The organism is Rhodococcus sp. KBS0724 (assembly GCF_005938745.2).
GTDB lineage: Bacteria > Actinomycetota > Actinomycetes > Mycobacteriales > Mycobacteriaceae > Rhodococcus_F.
Map to the genome: position 1 here is coordinate 3,748,649 of NZ_VCBX02000001.1, position 15,615 is coordinate 3,764,263.

Sequence of the window (15,615 nt, forward strand, 5' to 3'; positions counted from 1 at the left end):
ACGTGCACCTTTTGTTCTTACTCGATTCAGTTTCGATTCCTAATTACGAGTGGCAACGCACCGGGATGTACGGGAGCCGGAAGCGTCGACGCCCCAGTCAGATACCGATCGACCGCGCACGCAACCGAGCGCCCCTCGGCAATAGCCCAGACCACCAGCGAAGCACCACGGTGTGCGTCTCCGCACACGAAGACACCAGGGCAGGACGTTTGCCAGTCACGTCCGCACGCGATCACCCCTCGCGAATTCGGTTCGAGCCCGAAGCCACACAGCAAGCCGCTGCGTTCGACGCCCAGAAATCCGACGGCAAGAAATACAAGGTCACACGGCACGTCGAACGGAGCCCCCACCAGTTCGGCAATTCGTCGACCACTGGCGTCCCGAGACACCCGGACGGGAGCGACGCGCACGGCCCGCACGTGAGATTCACCCACGAATTCCTGAGCTGCTACCTCGAACTCACGCACTCCCCCCTCGGCGTCAGCAGGAGCGCTGCGCAGTACCAACGGCCACAGCGGCCACGGATCCGAGGTGTCGTCACGATCGCGCGGGGGCTGCTCGTGGTAATCCAGTTCGACTATCGACGCAGGTCTTTGCCGATGAACTGTCCCGAGGCAGTCGGCACCGGTATCGCCGCCGCCGATGATGACGACGTTCTTACCGGCTGCGTTGATTCCGCTCGGCCCGTCGCCGGCGCATTCACGATTGGCAGGAACGAGATATTCCATCGCCGGATGAACGCCGATCAGCTCGCGCCCCGGCACGTCGACATCACGTGCTCTCCCGGCCCCGACAGCCAGAACAACGGCGTCGTAGATCGAGAGGAGCTCACTCGCCGCGAGGTCGGTTCCCACGTCGCACTCCGTCACGAACTCGGTGCCCTCGGCGCGCATCTGGTCCAGTCGACGATCGATGTGATGCTTCGAGATCTTGAAATCGGGGATGCCGTACCGCAGCAGCCCGCCGATTCGGTCATGCCGCTCGAACACAGTGACTCGGTGACCTACTCGCGTGAGCTGTTGCGCTGCAGCGAGTCCCGCAGGCCCCGATCCGACGATGGCCACCCCGGAGCCGGAGCCTGCGGACGGGGTCTGTGGGCGCACCGAACCGTCTTCCCAGGCGGTATCGGCAATCGCCGCTTCGATGCGCTTAATTGCCACGCTTCCGCTGCTCAGATGACTGGAAAGCGCAAGTACGCAGGCCGTTTCACACGGCGCTGGACACAGTCGTCCGGTGAACTCCGGGAAGTTGTTGGTCTCGTGTAATCGGTCTGCGGCCCGGGACCAGTCGTCGCGTCGCACAAGGTCGTTCCAGTCCGGGATCAGATTCCCGAGCGGGCACCCCGACAGACCCGCATGGCAGTACGGGATTCCGCAATCCATGCAGCGCGATGCCTGCTCGGATACTTCGCCCTTACGCTGATCGGAGGGAAGCTCGGCGTAGACCTCACGCCAGTCACCTGTTCGCTCCGTTACGGGGCGCATCGGCGTCGACGCGCGAGCGGCGCCGAGAAAACCCCGCGGGTCAGGCACTGGCCGTCTCCGTCAGAATGTCGCCGGGCTCCGCAACGTCAGCCCCTGCCAGTCCTTGTGCCTCGATTACTCGCTCGTAGTCCACCGGCATCACCTTGGTGAATCGCCCGGACTCACACGACCAGTGTGCAAGCAGGCGAGCCCCGACGCAGGACCTCGTCCATTCGACATGAGCGGTGATCATCATGTTCAACCACTGGAGATCGTCAGGCGTCGGTTCTTGCAACGTCACCGAGGTGAGGTTCACGTTGCTCGGATCCGCGTCGAGTAGAAATGCGATACCACCCGACATTCCCGCTGCAAGATTTCGGCCGGTTGCCCCGAGAATCACTACCCGGCCGCCGGTCATGTACTCACACGCGTGATCACCGGCTCCTTCGACCACTGCGTCGGCGCCGGAGTTGCGCACAGCACACCGCTCCCCCACCCGGCCGCGCGCAAACAGTTCTCCGGCCGTGGCACCGTACAAGAGCGTGTTGCCGGCAATCACCTGCTCTTCGGGCCGAAAGCCGACATCAGCATCGGGGTGGAGTGCTATCCGACCTCCCGAAAGACCCTTTCCCACATAATCATTGGCGTCGCCGGTCAAGTCGAGTGTGATCCCTCTCGGTAGGAACGCACCAAGTGACTGACCGGCGGTTCCGTGCAGTCGCACGACAATGGTGTTGTCCGGCAGTCCTGGTGCCCCGTATCTCCGGGTCGCCTCGGCGCCGAGTGCCGTACCCACTGCCCTGTCCCCGGTGTGGACGGGGCAGTCGATCCGAACGAGGGTCGCGTTGTGGAGTGCGTCTGCTGCACGCTCGACCAGCATCGTGTTGAGATCACCGACGCGGGGCCGCTCAGCGCCGGCGACGCCGCACCGTAGCGGGACCGGAACCGACAGGAGCGGCGCCAGGTCCAGATGACGACTCTTCCGATTGCCGGTTTCGGTGCAGGGCATGAGCATGTCGGCGCGACCCACTGCCTCCTCGAGACTGTGGAATCCGATCTCGGCCAGTATCTCCCGCACATCGTCGGCGATAAAGCGGAAGAAACTCGTGACGTACTCGGGACGTCCGGTGAACCGCGCGCGCAGTTCCGGATTCTGCGTCGCAACCCCGACCGGGCAGGTGTCGAGATGACACACTCGCATCATGACGCAACCGGCTGCGATCAACGGCGCCGTCGAGAATCCATATTCCTGCGCGCCGAGTAACGCTGCCACGACAATATCGCGTGCCGTGCGCATGCCACCGTCGCATTGGAGTACGACCCTCTCGCGTAACCCGTTGAGCACCAACGTCTGCTGAGTTTCCGCGAGCCCGAGCTCCCATGGCGTCCCGGCATGCTCGATCGACGTCAACGCAGCCGCACCGGTACCACCGTCGTGGCCGGAAATCAGCACGACGTCGGCATGCGCTTTGACAACGCCTGCTGCGACGGTTCCGACGCCGACGGCGCTGACGAGTTTGACGTGAATCCTGGCCCTGTTGTTGGCCTGGCGCAGATCGTAGATCAGCTGGGCGAGGTCCTCGATCGAGTAGATGTCGTGATGCTGCGGCGGCGAGATGAGGCCGACGCCCGGCGTCGAATATCTAGTCCGGGCAATCCACGGATACACCTTGCTGCCCGGCAGTTGTCCACCTTCACCCGGCTTGGCTCCCTGCGCCATCTTGATCTGAATATCGCTGGCACTGACCAGATAATCGCTGGTCACGCCGAACCTACCACTGGCAACTTGTTTCACGGCGCTACGACGTGCGCGGTCGTACAGGCGATCCGGATCCTCGCCGCCCTCCCCCGAATTGGATCGCCCGCCCATGGAATTCATCGCGATTGCCATCGTCTCGTGGGCTTCCGCGGACAAGGAACCGTAACTCATGGCGCCGGTGTTGAATCGGCGCAGAATCGCCTCGGCAGGCTCCACGTCGTCGATGCAGATTGCGGGCCGAACTCCGGTTCGGAAACCGAGAAGCCCTCGCAGGGTTCCGCCCTGCGCTCCGCTGCGATCGACCTCGTCGCTGTACCGACGGAACACGTCGGCGCGCCCTGATCGTGTGGCATGCTGAAGGAAGAACACCGATTCCGGTGTGAAAACGTGCATCTCACCATCTCGGCGATAGTGGTATTCGCCGCCGAAGTCGAGTTGGCGTCGACCCGCCAGCGCGGCGGCATGGCGCACCAACACGTCCTCGGCAATCTCCGCCAGGCCTATGCCACCGAGCTTGCTGGTTGTGCCACAGAAATACTCGCCGACAAGTTGTGCACTCAGCCCGATAGCCTCGAATACCTGTGCACCGGTGTACGATTGGACAGTCGAAATCCCCATCTTCGACATCACCTTGAGCACGCCTTGATTAGCCGCATCCAGGTAACGCGTCGCCGCAGTACATGAATCCACCCCGTCGAGGCCACATTCCGCAACTGATTCGAGCGCCAGATACGGGTGGACAACAGCAGCGCCGTAGCCGAGCAACACTGCGCAGTGATGAATCTCCCGAGCATCACCGGTCTCGACGATCAACGAGACCTTGCTTCGCTGACGCGTCCGAACGAGATGGTGATGAACTGCGGCAACCGCGAGCAACGACGGAATCGGCGCGTGGGCACGGTCCCACCTTCGATCGGAGATGACCAGGATGTGACACCCGGCGTCCACCGCCGCGCTGGCCTCGTCGCGGAGCCTGTCGAGCGCCACTGCCAGGCCGCTTCCGCCGCCGGCGATGTCGAACACACCGTGCAGCGTCGTCACAGGCACCGCGGATACGCGGGTGATCTCCGCCAGTTCGGCCCCGGACACAACTGGCCTGTGCACCAGGGTTCGGCTACACGACGATTCGTTCGGGTCGAGGAGATTCTGTTCGGAGCCCAGAACCACCGATAGCGTGGTGACAACTTCCTCGCGGATCGCATCCGACGGCGGATTGGTGACCTGCGCAAACAGTTGAACGAAGTAGTCGTACAGCAGTCTGGGACGCTCGGAGAGCACCGCGAGTGGCGTGTCGGTTCCCATCGACCCCACCGGCTCGTGGCCTGTGGCGGCCATCGGCGTCAGAACCACACTGAGGTCTTCCTCCGTGTATCCGAAAACCTGCTGATGCTCGATCAACACCTCTGGGTCGCCACGGGCTCTAGGGGGATCAGGTATGTCGCCGACCAGGGTGAGGTTTGCGTCGAGCCAGCGCCCGTAAGGCGCCGCACCCGCCAACTCGGCCTTGATCTCGTCGTCGGGAACAATTCGCTGTTGCGAGGTGTCCAGCAGAAACATTCGACCGGGTTCGAGTCGCCCCTTGGCGATCACGTCAGCCGGCGGCACATCGAACACACCACTCTCGCTGGACAATACGACCCGGCCCGCCCGAGTGCGCCACCAGCGCCCTGGCCGTAGCCCATTGCGGTCGAGGACGGCTCCAACCACGGTTCCGTCACTGAACGTCACTGAGGCCGGCCCGTCCCATGCCTCCATCAGGCACGCATGAAATTGATAGAACGCCCGCAGTTCTGCCGACATCGACGCATCCTGTTCCCAGGCAGCGGGAATCATCATCACGACCGAATGTGGCACACTTCGCCCGCCGAGGGACAACAACTCGAGTGCCTCGTCGAACGACGCAGAATCCGACACCCCCGGGGTGCAGATCGATGTCAGCCCATCCAGAGCACCACCGAAGAGTTCACTCCGTAGTTGCGGCTCGCGCGCCCGCATCCAATTTCGGTTTCCCACAATGGTATTGAACTCACCGTTGTGTGCGACAAATCTGAACGGTTGCGCCAGCGTCCATGACGGAAACGTGTTGGTCGAGAACCTGCTGTGCACGACGGCTAGTGCGCTGCACATCCGCTCGTCCACCAGATCCGGGTAGAACTGCGTCAACTGAGACGGCGTCACCATCGCCTTGTACACCATCGTTCGCGCCGAGAACGACGGAAAGTAGACGCCGGAACCCTCGTCTGCAACGTCAGGCGTGATCCGTTCCGCCCGCTTACGCAACAAGAGGACACGGCGATCCAAAGCGATCCCGCCCGAGCCTGCCTGCGTGTCCGCGACAAAACACTGACTGACATACGGCGCACAGACCGTTGCCGCAGCGCCCAAGACCCCCGAATCGACGGGAACATCTCGCCAACCGAGTACCGACAATCCCACCGAATATGCACACCGTTCGATCCGCTCGATTGCACGTCGCCGGGGCCGCACCGCCTGGGGAAGAAAGCAGATACCGGCCGCAAACCGATTCTCACCACGCCCGTTTACATCTGGTAACACGAAGTCTGTGGTCGCCCTCAGCAATTCGACGGGCAACTGAACAAGTATCCCCGCTCCGTCACCGGTGGCGGAATCCGCTCCGATGGCGCCTCGATGGGACAGCTTGCGCAGCGTAGACAAGCCGTCTCGCACGATCGAATGAGAGCGTCTGCCGTAGATGTCAGCGACAACGGCGACACCACACGAATCTGCTTCCTGATCGGGGTTGTACAACCCCTGCGGACCAGGCATCTGAGAAAACAGCATGCGTGCCCTCCACCATGCGGGGCCGCCACACGAACCCGCAACCGGCAAGGGTCAGTTTACAACCGGTATGTGCAGGTTGAAATAGAAAAACCGCGGCACCCCGATGTCGGGGTGCCACGGCGAAATCTCCGAGAAGGCTCAGCTGCGGAGTGGTCGCCCGTACTTGTCCTTCACACTGCCTGTCAGCATCATGATTCCATCGATCAAGGGCCAGATACCACCGATTCCACACGTCAACCAGGTAACCGCAATCTGTGCAATCGCAGTACCGGGCTGATTGAGATAGAACCGACCGGCGCCGAATGCGCCGAGCAGAATACCGAGTAGACCGGCCGTCACCTTCGACTTGTCAGACAAGGGCTGTCCGGTGAATGGATCACGACCGAACGGCGCCGACGGGTCGACAAAACCGTACGGCTGCGCGTAGGGCTGCTGCTGCCCGTAACCGGGCGTCTGCGGCGGAGCGGTGTACCCCTGAACCGGCGGCGCTGCATATGGATTTGCGCTCTGGTCAGCGGGGACGCCGTACACCGGACCGTCGGCGGGCGGCGGATAGCTCTGCTGCTGAAACGGCTGCTGATAAGTCGGCGGCTCGTAATTCGGCGGCGCGGGTTCCGCAACCGGGTACGCGGCCGTCGGGTTCGCAGCCGTCGGATCCGACGCAGCCGAGAAAGCAGTGGTGGGCTCCGTCCCCGCCGGCGGCGGATAAATCGGATGGCTCCCCCAGCCCGGGCCGTTACCCATTCCCGCATAGGTGTCCCAGCCAGGTCCGGTGCCCGTCGTTTCGGTTGACGGAGTCTTCTCCGTCGGCGCCGTGGTTTCGCTCAAGGAAGCATCAGCGGTTGCCTCGTAGTCGAAAGGTGAGCCGAACTGCGGGGGAACCGCAGACTGCGAGCCCGAGGAGTCCCCCGACTGTGCGGGATCCGGATTCTTGTTCAAGTCAGGCAACGTGCATTCCTTCGGGTCGACGACGGTCCGGCAAATCGTTGAGGCAAGTGATCTTTATACCTCGAACTGGGTGCGATGCGAACCAATCATTGTTTGTCCGGCTTCTTCAGATCAACGTTCGGTTTTCCGTCTGCGCCGGCTGAATCAGCAACCTTCGACGCTCCGACACCGTCAGTCGAGTCGGTCCCACCGTCGGAAGTATCCGAAGCTGTGTTCTCGACAGCCGTGTTGTCGAGAGGCGTGTTGTCGAGAGGCGTGTTCTCGACGTAGTCCTTCGACTTCAGTTCGGAAGGATCTTCACGACCCTTCTTCGCCAGCAGGAAGTACGCAACGGCCGCCACGAACACGATCACCGAGGTGAAGGAGTTGACACGAATACCTGCCAGTTCGTATGCCGGATCGTCGCGCATGAGTTCGACGAAGAACCGCCCGGCGCAGTAGCCCGCCACATAGAGAGCAAACAGACGCCCATGACCGATCTTGAATCGACGGTCGACCACAACAAGCGCAATGACGATGAGGACGTTCCACAAGGCCTCGTACAGGAACGTGGGATGCACGACCTTCTCGACGACACCGGTGGAGACACCGGACAACGCGTCGGTCTGACCTGACGAGTTCACGCGGTGGAAGATCTCCAGGCCCCACGGCACTGTGGTCTCGCGGCCGTACAACTCCTGGTTGAAGTAGTTGCCGAACCGGCCTATTGCCTGCGCGAGCAACACACCAGGCGCGATGGCGTCACCGAGCGCCGCGACCGGGATTCCACGTCTGCGGCACCCGATCCACGCGCCGACACCGCCGAGGAAGACCGCGCCCCAGATTCCGAGGCCACCGTTCCACACTTTGAGTGCGTCGATCGGTGTGCCGCCTTCACCGAAATACTGCGGCCAGTCGGTGAGCACGTGGTACAGCCGGCCACCGATCAAGCCGAACGGCACGGCCCAGACTGCGATATCGAGAACGGTGCCCTTCTCGCCGCCTCGCGCGACCCAACGCCGATCGCCCCAGACGATGGCGACGATGATTCCGGCGATGATGCAGAGCGCGTAGGCACGCAGTGCTACGGGTCCGACGTACCAGACACCTTGTGGCGGGCTGGGAATGTAGGCCAGTAGTTCAACAGTTGACGTCACGACGCCACGTTAGCCGAGCGGACACCTTCAGCGAGTTCTTCGGTGAGGGTGCGGACAGCTCCGAGTCCGTTCTCCACAGCCGAGACCAGCGCGGATCCGACGATCACCGCGTCGGCGTAGGCGGCAATTTCTGCCGCTTGCACGCCGGAGCGAACGCCGAGCCCGACACCGACCGGGATATCGGAATGCGCACGAATCCGTGCAGTCAGTTCCGGTGCCATCGACGACACAGCGTCGCGGGCTCCGGTCACGCCCATCGTGGAGGCCGCGTACACGAACCCGCTACTCGCCTCGAGTGTCATTGCCAGACGCTCTTCGGTGGACGAAGGTGCAACGAGGAAGATCCGATCGAGGTGGTGCTTCTCGGAAGCTTCCATCCAGTCGGCGGCCTCGTCGGGAATGAGGTTGGGAGTGATCAGGCCGAGTCCGCCGGCAGCAGCGAGGTCGCGGGAGAACTTGTCGATGCCGTACTGCATGACCGGGTTCCAGTACGTCATGACAACTGCCTTGCCGCCGACCGAGCTGATCTGCTCGACGACGGTGAAAATGTCGCGCAAGCGGACGCCGTTACTGAGGGCGGTTTCAGCGGCACGCTGGATGGTCGGCCCGTCCATCACCGGATCGGAGTACGCGACCCCGACCTCGATGATGTCGCAGCCGCCGTCGACCATCGTCTTGAAGACGTCGATGGATTCGGAGACCGTCGGATAGCCCGCGGGCAGGTATCCGACGAGCGCAGCCCGGTTTTCCGCCTTGCATGCCGCAAAAGTGGATGCGAGGCGTGATGGTCGTTCGCTCACTTGTCCGAGCCTTCCGTGTTGTTCTGGCCTGCACTCTGGTCGGCATCGTCGAAAAGACCGAACCAGCTCGCGGCGGTATCCATGTCCTTGTCACCACGACCGGACAGGTTGACGACGATGATGGCGCCTTCACCGAGTTCCTTGCCGAGGCGCAACGCGCCGGCGACCGCGTGCGCGGATTCGATGGCCGGGATGATGCCTTCGCGTCGTGAGAGCAGAAGGAGCGCATCCATTGCCTCGGAATCGGTGACGGGTTCGTACGTCGCCCGACCGATGTCGTTGAGATACGCATGTTCCGGACCGACACCCGGATAGTCCAAACCTGCAGAGATGGAATGCGATTCGATTGTCTGGCCGTCTTCGTCCTGCAGCAGGTACGAGTACGCGCCTTGGAATGCACCAGGCGTTCCGCCGGCGAATGTTGCTGCATGCCTACCGGTTTCGACGCCGTCGCCGGCTGCCTCGTAACCCACCAGCCGAACCGAGAGATCGTCGATGAAGGGGTGGAAGATGCCGATGGCGTTGGAACCGCCACCGACACAAGCGGTGACGGCGTCGGGAAGGCGACCGGTCAGGGCCTGAACCTGAGCGCGAGCCTCGAGACCGATGACCCGCTGAAAATCGCGCACGAGGGTCGGGAACGGGTGTGGACCGGCAGCGGTACCGAAACAGTAATAGGTGTCGTCCGCGTGGGAAACCCAATCGCGGAGAGCTTCGTTGATCGCATCCTTGAGTGTGCGCGAACCGGTTTCGACCGAGACGACCTCGGCGCCCAGCAGACGCATCCTGGCGACGTTCAAGGCCTGACGTTCGGTGTCGACGGCACCCATGTAGATCACACACTCGAGTCCGAGCAGCGCGCACGCGGTGGCCGAGGCGACGCCGTGCTGTCCCGCCCCGGTCTCGGCGATGATGCGTGTCTTACCCATGCGCTTGGCCAGAAGTACCTGACCGAGAACGTTGTTGATCTTGTGAGAACCGGTGTGGTTCAGATCTTCACGCTTGAGGATGATGCGAGCGCCGCCGGCATATTCGCTCATACGCGTTGCTTCGAAAATCGGCGACGGACGGCCGGTGTAATCGCGCTGCAGTCGATCGAGTTCGTTCAGGAAAGCGTCGTCGCTGCGGGCCTTCTCGTATTCGGCGGTAACTTCCTCGATAACCGCCATGAGCGCCTCGGGCACGTGCCGTCCGCCGTAGACACCGAAATGCCCTCCGGTGTCCGGCTCATGAGTAGTGCGCTCGGCAAGTCCGGCACTGGCCGGCGGCAGATTGCCGCCCTTGAAGACTGGTCCCTGAGTACGTGAAGTCACCCCTCCAGTCTGCCTCGAGCGTGTCGCCTGTCACCGCCCGGGTACGGGCAGATGTCACCGCTCGGGTGCAGACACACTACTCCCGAGCGGTGATGCGATTCAGCGCGACGGTTTAGGGCAGGACGGATGCGCTCCGGCGTTGACCAGATCGGCAACGGCCTTACGCGGATCACCGCTGGTCACGAGGCCTTCACCAACCAGGACGGCGTCGGCGCCTGCGCCTGCGTACGCCAGCAGATCGGCGGTGCCGCGAACCCCGGACTCGGCAATCTTGATGGTTTCGGTCGGCAGGCCGGGGGCGATCTGACCGAAGGTGTTCTTGTCGACCTCGAGAGTCTTGAGGTTGCGAGCGTTGACGCCGATAACTTTGGCGCCTGCCTCCAGCGCGCGATTGGCCTCTTCCTCGGTGTGCACCTCGACCAGCGCTGTCATTCCCAAGGATTCGGTGCGATCGATCAGTGAGGCCAATGCCTGCTGCTCGAGTGCAGCGACGATCAGGAGGATGACGTCGGCACCGTGCGCGCGTGCCTCGTGAATCTGGTACGGACCGACGATGAAGTCCTTGCGCAGCACCGGAATGGTGACGGCTTTGCGGACGGCATCAAGATCGGCGAGCGATCCGTGGAAGCGACGTTCTTCGGTGAGAACGCTGATGATTCGAGCGCCGCCTGCCTGATAGGCAGCCGCCAACTCGGCGGGGTCTGCGATGTCGGCGAGCGCACCCTTGGACGGGCTTGCTCGCTTCACCTCGGCGATGACGCCGATGCTCGGTTCCAGAAGTGCCGCTACAGCATCGAGAGCGGGGGGTGCAGTGGCCGCGGCAGCCTTGACTGCAGCGAAGTCGAGTACGGCTTCGCGGGCGGCGACATCAGCGCGCACCCCGTCGAGAATCGAGTCGAGTACGGTCATCGTGGCCCGAATCCTTTCTGGGCAAGTGCCCGATGTGAGATACGTCATCGGGGTGGTGTCAGCCTAGTTGGGCTATTTTTTGCTACTCCGCCGGGGTACCCACGCGCGTAGGAGTTCGGACGTAATCGAGGTCACGATCGTGAATCCTTGCCCGGCTCATTGCCGTCAGCGTCAGAGCCCGGCTCATCGCCGTCAGCGTCAGGTTTCTCGCCGTCTGCATCGAGCGTCGGATCTTCGCCGGCGTCGAGCGCGTCCCACAGCATCCGTTGTGTCACAGGCTCGTCGGCCGATTCCTTGTTTCCCTGCCCGAGCTTGGCCGCTGCCTCGCGGCGCGCTGCGGGGTTGTCGTACTTCGACGAGAGGCCGGCGCGCGCCTTGGGCTTTCGCATGAGCAGAACACCGGCAGCCAGCGCGGCAACTGCTCCCACGAGGGCAAGCAGCGGCGGTAACACCGACGACTCGGCGGAAACCTCTTCGAGGTGCGAGGACAGTTCGGCAAGATCTGCGGCACGGTCCGCATCCGCTCCCGAAACCAGGAGTTGCACCGCTGGAATTGCTACAGCGACGCCGACCAATCCCACCAACAGGCCGACTACTCGGACCGCCCACCCGCGGACCGCGAACGACGCCGCAACAGCGGCAAGCAGCGTGAGAGCCAGCGGAGTCATCGCCGCCGCCCAGGTGCCACCGTCGAGATCCGTGGTGCGCGCCAATGTCTTACCGTCACTGGAGGTTACTTGTACCCACGTCATCCGTGAGCTTCCCCACAGCGCAACGGCGGCGAGACCCAGCAGAAGCGTGGTCAGCACCGTGGTGCTGCGCCCCGAACGAGGTGTCGGCGAGTCGGTGCCGGTGCTCGAAGCCTGTTCGCTCACTTACCTTCACCTCCGATGGTGCGCAACGTATGCGCCGACGCGATCGCACTGAGCACCGCCATTGCCTTGTTCCGCGCCTCGGTGTCCTCGTAGACCGGATCCGAGTCGGCGACGATGCCCGCGCCGGCTTGGACGTACCCGATGCCGTCCTTGATGAGTGCGGTGCGGATCGCGATCGCGGTATCGGCGTCGCCGGCGAAGTCGAGGTATCCGACGATGCCGCCGTACACCCCGCGGCGGGTGGGTTCGAGTTCTTCGATCAGCTGCATTGCTCGAACCTTGGGCGCACCCGAGAGTGTTCCCGCCGGGAAACACGCCGTGACCGCGTCGAGCGCCTGCTTGCCCTCGGCCAGGTGCCCGGTCACGGTCGAGACCAGGTGCATGACGTGGCTGTATCGCTCGATGTGGCGGTAGTCGTGCACCTTGACAGTGCCGGGCCGGCAGACGCGCCCGAGGTCGTTGCGTCCGAGGTCGACCAGCATCAGGTGCTCGGAGTTTTCCTTCTCGTCCGCAAGGAGGTCCTTCTCGAGCAGGATGTCGTCTTCCTCGGTGGCACCGCGCCACCGGGTTCCGGCGATCGGGTGGGTGGTTGCGACGCCCTCCGAGACGGTGACCAATGCTTCGGGGCTGGATCCGACAATGGAGAACGCGGTCTCACCGTCGGCGTTCGGAACGTTGAGCAGGTACATGTACGGACTGGGGTTCGACGCCCGCAACATCCGGTACACGTCGATAGGTGCTGCGGTGCAGTCGATCTCGAATCGCTGGGAGAGCACCACCTGGAAAGCCTCGCCGGCCTCGATGTCACCGATCAGCTTCTTCACGTCGACGCCGAAGCTCTCCGTCGTGCGCTGGCGACGATAGTTCGGGGTGACCTTGGCAAACGTGGACACCGTCGACGGCGCCGGCGCTGCAAGTGCCCGAGTCATCGCGTCGAGGCGAGCGACGGCGTCGTCGTACGCCTCCTCGACCCGGGCATCGGTGCCGTCCCAGTTGACTGCGTTGGCGATCAGGGTGATCGCGCCCTCGTGATGGTCGACGGCGGCGATGTCCGCGGCCAGCAGCATCACCATTTCGGGAATGTGCAGATCGTCGACGGCCGAATTGCCCACGTTCTCGAGGCGCCGGACGGCGTCGTATCCGAGGAATCCGACCATCCCGCCGGTGAGGGGCGGCAGGTCCGGCAGACGCTCCGAGCGCAGCAGTTCGAGGGTGGCACCGAGTGCGTCGACAGGATTGCCACCGGACGGTGCGCCGGCGGGGACGTTGCCGTACCAGGCGGCTTCGCCGTCGATGACGGTCAGTGCGGCGGGACTACCGACGCCGATGAAGGACCATCGTGACCACGACCGGCCGTTCTCCGCGGATTCGAGAAGAAAGGTTCCCGGACGGTTCCCGGCCAGCTTCTCGTAAGCCGAGAGCGGAGTTTCGGAGTCCGCCAGCACTTTTCGCGTCACCGGAACTACCCGATGCTCGGCGGCGAGAGCGCGGAACTGCTCTCGCGTGGTGGTGGAATCGGACGCCGCATCGACAATCGCGGTGTCGGACGAGGGTGCGGACTTGGAGGTGGGCTCGCCGTGCATGACTCCATCATCCCAGGCTCACCCGTGCGGGCCTCGTTCGCGGGTAACCTCAGCCGAATGAAACCAGGTCAGCTTGCTCCCGATTTCACTCTGCCCGATCAGAACGGAGCGCCCCGTTCGCTGACCAGCCTGCTGGAGAATGGACCACTGGTCCTGTTCTTCTATCCCGCAGCTTCAACGCCGGTGTGCACTGCGGAAGCGTGCCACTTCCGCGATCTCGGCAAGGAATTTGCAGAGGTAGGTGCCGCACGCGCCGGCATCAGCACCGACACTGTCGAGGCGCAATCGACGTTTGCGGCCGCTCAGTCCTTCGACTATCCCCTGCTCGCCGACACGGACGGCACCGTTGCCGAGCAGTTCGGCGTCAAGCGCGGACTGCTCGGCAAGTTGATGCCGGTCAAACGTTCCACGTTCGTGATCGACACGGATCGAACCGTCCTGAAGGTCATCTCGAGCGAATTCCGCGCGAGCACGCACGGCGATCAGGCACTCGAGTTTCTCCGTAGCCGAAACTGACGCTGCCGAAACCGACCTGTCAGGCGACCTGAATCGAGCGCTTCGCCAGACCCATCCAGAAACCGTCGATGACCTGGGTGGGTACCTGCTCCGGATCGGACGACGCACCGAGAGTGACGAACAGCGGCGCGAAGTGCTCGATCGTCGGGTGTGCGTACGGCATACCGGGCGCTTGCGCGCGGAAGTCGATGAGCGAATCGACGTCTCCCGCCGCGAACCGCTCCCCGGCCCAGGCATCGAATTCGGCGGACCAACCCGGAGCTTTCGCCTCGGGCGACGGGTCACGCAGGAACGGCAGACCGTGGGTCGTAAATCCGGATCCCACGATCAACACGCCTTGCTCGCGCAGTGGACGCAAACGTTGGCCGAGGTGCAGCAGACGTTCTGGGTCCAATGTCGGCAGGGAGATCTGCAGCACCGGGATGTCTGCATCCGGGTACATGACCGTCAACGGAACATAGGCGCCGTGATCGAGGCCACGGTTGGGTTGCTGGATAACCTGCTCGTTGTCGGGCATCAACGCTGCCACCTGTGCGGCCAGGTCCGGCGCGCCCGGGGAGTTGTACCGAGCGCGGTAGAACCGCTCGGGGAACCCACCGAAGTCGTAGATCAGCGGGGTTCCCGTGGTGGTCGATCCGATGGTCAGCGGTGCGGATTCCCAGTGCGCCGACACGATCAGGATTGCTGTCGGCCGAGGCAGGTCACCGGCCCACGCGCCGAGTTGCTTCACCCAGAGAGCGCTGTCCACCAGCGGCGGGGCACCGTGGCTGAGATACAGCGCGGGCATAGTGGTGGCGGACATAGCGGCTCCTCAGAATTCTACCGAATAGTTTTAAGTTGAAGGTTCAACCTAATATAGAACTCAACACTTGAAACGCGCAACTATTCCCTGCCTGCACCGACTGGACACCCGTCTGCAACTCTGTACTGGTACAGAACGGGCAGCGAAGGGGTAAAGACCGATGAGTGGATCGAACGGCCAGGCCGAATCGCCGCTTCAGACCAAGTGGCTCACTACCGAGCAACAGCAGGCCTGGCGCACTCTCATCTCGTTGGTGACCCGCTTGCCGGCGGCCCTTGACACCCAGCTCCAACGTGATTCAGCACTAACACATTTCGAGTACTTCGTGCTGTCAGCACTGTCGGAGGTACCCGATCGAAAGCTGCAACTGTCCCTCCTGGCACAGCAGGCCAACGCGTCGCTCTCGCGCCTGTCCCATGTCGTCACGAAGATGGAGAAGGCCGGTTGGGTGAAGCGTGAAGTGATCCGCGGCAGCCGCGGCTCCAACGCGGTACTCACCGATGCCGGGATGTCCAAGGTGATAGAAGCCGCGCCGGGGCACGTCCGGTTGGTCCAGGCCTTGGTGTTCGAAGGCCTCGACGACAGCCAGGTCGCACAACTCTCGTCGTTGAGCGCCGCCATGGTCGAACAGCTCGACAAGGGAATTGCCGGCGGACTCGGGAAAGCCTGACACCACGACCCACACCGCGCGCGTCGTCTCCGACTCCCG

General features: G+C 63.3%; 12 protein-coding genes. 2 read left to right on the top strand and 10 right to left on the bottom strand.

Going from position 1 to position 15,615, the window contains the following annotated elements; genetic code table 11:
• Window positions 1–26 precede the first annotated feature (26 nt).
• The 9 genes from FFI94_RS17265 to FFI94_RS17305 all read right to left on the bottom strand — a co-directional run bounded on the left by FFI94_RS17265 (window position 27) and on the right by FFI94_RS17305 (window position 13,588).
• Window positions 27–1,532 (bottom strand): glutamate synthase subunit beta, encoded by a 1,506-nt coding sequence (locus FFI94_RS17265; RefSeq protein WP_260684172.1) that lies wholly within the window; start codon window positions 1,530–1,532, stop codon window positions 27–29.
• Window positions 1,525–6,024 (bottom strand): glutamate synthase large subunit, encoded by a 4,500-nt coding sequence (gltB, locus tag FFI94_RS17270; protein WP_138868917.1) that lies wholly within the window; start codon window positions 6,022–6,024, stop codon window positions 1,525–1,527. The genes FFI94_RS17265 and gltB overlap by 8 nt, the downstream gene beginning before the upstream one ends.
• A 138-nt stretch (window positions 6,025–6,162) precedes the next feature.
• A complete protein-coding gene (locus tag FFI94_RS17275; protein ID WP_397495452.1) occupies window positions 6,163–6,972 on the bottom strand; it encodes an NINE protein in 810 nt (269 codons plus the stop codon).
• 86 nt (window positions 6,973–7,058) lie between these two features.
• A complete protein-coding gene (gene lgt, locus FFI94_RS17280) occupies window positions 7,059–8,108 on the bottom strand; it encodes a prolipoprotein diacylglyceryl transferase (RefSeq protein ID WP_138868918.1) in 1,050 nt (349 codons plus the stop codon).
• Entirely contained in the window at window positions 8,105–8,908 is an 804-nt protein-coding gene (gene trpA / locus FFI94_RS17285) for a tryptophan synthase subunit alpha (RefSeq protein WP_138868919.1), read from the bottom strand. Before trpA ends, lgt begins: the two co-directional genes overlap by 4 nt.
• Complete coding sequence (gene trpB, locus FFI94_RS17290; RefSeq protein ID WP_138868920.1) at window positions 8,905–10,221, bottom strand: tryptophan synthase subunit beta; 1,317 nt, start codon at window positions 10,219–10,221, stop codon at window positions 8,905–8,907. Before trpB ends, trpA begins: the two co-directional genes overlap by 4 nt.
• 99 nt (window positions 10,222–10,320) lie before the next feature.
• Window positions 10,321–11,130 (bottom strand): indole-3-glycerol phosphate synthase TrpC, encoded by an 810-nt coding sequence (gene trpC / locus FFI94_RS17295; RefSeq protein ID WP_033230856.1) that lies wholly within the window; start codon window positions 11,128–11,130, stop codon window positions 10,321–10,323.
• 131 nt (window positions 11,131–11,261) lie between these two features.
• Complete coding sequence (locus FFI94_RS17300) at window positions 11,262–12,005, bottom strand: TIGR02234 family membrane protein (protein ID WP_397495453.1); 744 nt, start codon at window positions 12,003–12,005, stop codon at window positions 11,262–11,264.
• On the bottom strand, window positions 12,002–13,588 hold the full coding sequence (locus FFI94_RS17305; protein ID WP_138868921.1) for an anthranilate synthase component I: 1,587 nt from the start codon (window positions 13,586–13,588) through the stop codon (window positions 12,002–12,004). The genes FFI94_RS17300 and FFI94_RS17305 overlap by 4 nt, the downstream gene beginning before the upstream one ends.
• A gap of 57 nt (window positions 13,589–13,645) precedes the next feature.
• Here FFI94_RS17305 and FFI94_RS17310 point away from each other — a divergent pair, with 57 nt between their 5' ends.
• Window positions 13,646–14,104: a peroxiredoxin gene (locus FFI94_RS17310; protein WP_138868922.1), complete on the top strand. Its 459-nt coding sequence runs from the start codon at window positions 13,646–13,648 to the stop codon at window positions 14,102–14,104.
• A gap of 19 nt (window positions 14,105–14,123) precedes the next feature.
• Here the strand turns inward: FFI94_RS17310 and FFI94_RS17315 are convergent, their stop codons facing one another.
• The gene (locus FFI94_RS17315; protein WP_138868923.1) at window positions 14,124–14,906 is read right to left on the bottom strand and encodes a dioxygenase; all 783 of its coding nucleotides are present in this window, start codon (window positions 14,904–14,906) and stop codon (window positions 14,124–14,126) included.
• Between the two features lie 160 nt (window positions 14,907–15,066).
• On the opposite strand from FFI94_RS17315, the gene FFI94_RS17320 reads away from it, so the two are divergent.
• Entirely contained in the window at window positions 15,067–15,576 is a 510-nt protein-coding gene (locus FFI94_RS17320; RefSeq protein WP_138868924.1) for a MarR family winged helix-turn-helix transcriptional regulator, read from the top strand.
• Window positions 15,577–15,615: the final 39 nt, after the last annotated feature.

What these genes read in the sequence shown, in the direction of transcription:
- FFI94_RS17315 (WP_138868923.1), bottom strand. Translation starts at nt 14,906, where the DNA reads ATGTCCGCCACCACTATGCCCGCGCTGTATCTCAGCCACGGTGCCCCG.
- trpC (WP_033230856.1), bottom strand. Translation starts at nt 11,130, where the DNA reads ATGACCGTACTCGACTCGATTCTCGACGGGGTGCGCGCTGATGTCGCC.
- FFI94_RS17310 (WP_138868922.1), top strand. Translation starts at nt 13,646, where the DNA reads ATGAAACCAGGTCAGCTTGCTCCCGATTTCACTCTGCCCGATCAGAAC.
- FFI94_RS17305 (WP_138868921.1), bottom strand. Translation starts at nt 13,588, where the DNA reads ATGCACGGCGAGCCCACCTCCAAGTCCGCACCCTCGTCCGACACCGCG.
- FFI94_RS17320 (WP_138868924.1), top strand. Translation starts at nt 15,067, where the DNA reads ATGAGTGGATCGAACGGCCAGGCCGAATCGCCGCTTCAGACCAAGTGG.
- gltB (WP_138868917.1), bottom strand. Translation starts at nt 6,024, where the DNA reads ATGCTGTTTTCTCAGATGCCTGGTCCGCAGGGGTTGTACAACCCCGAT.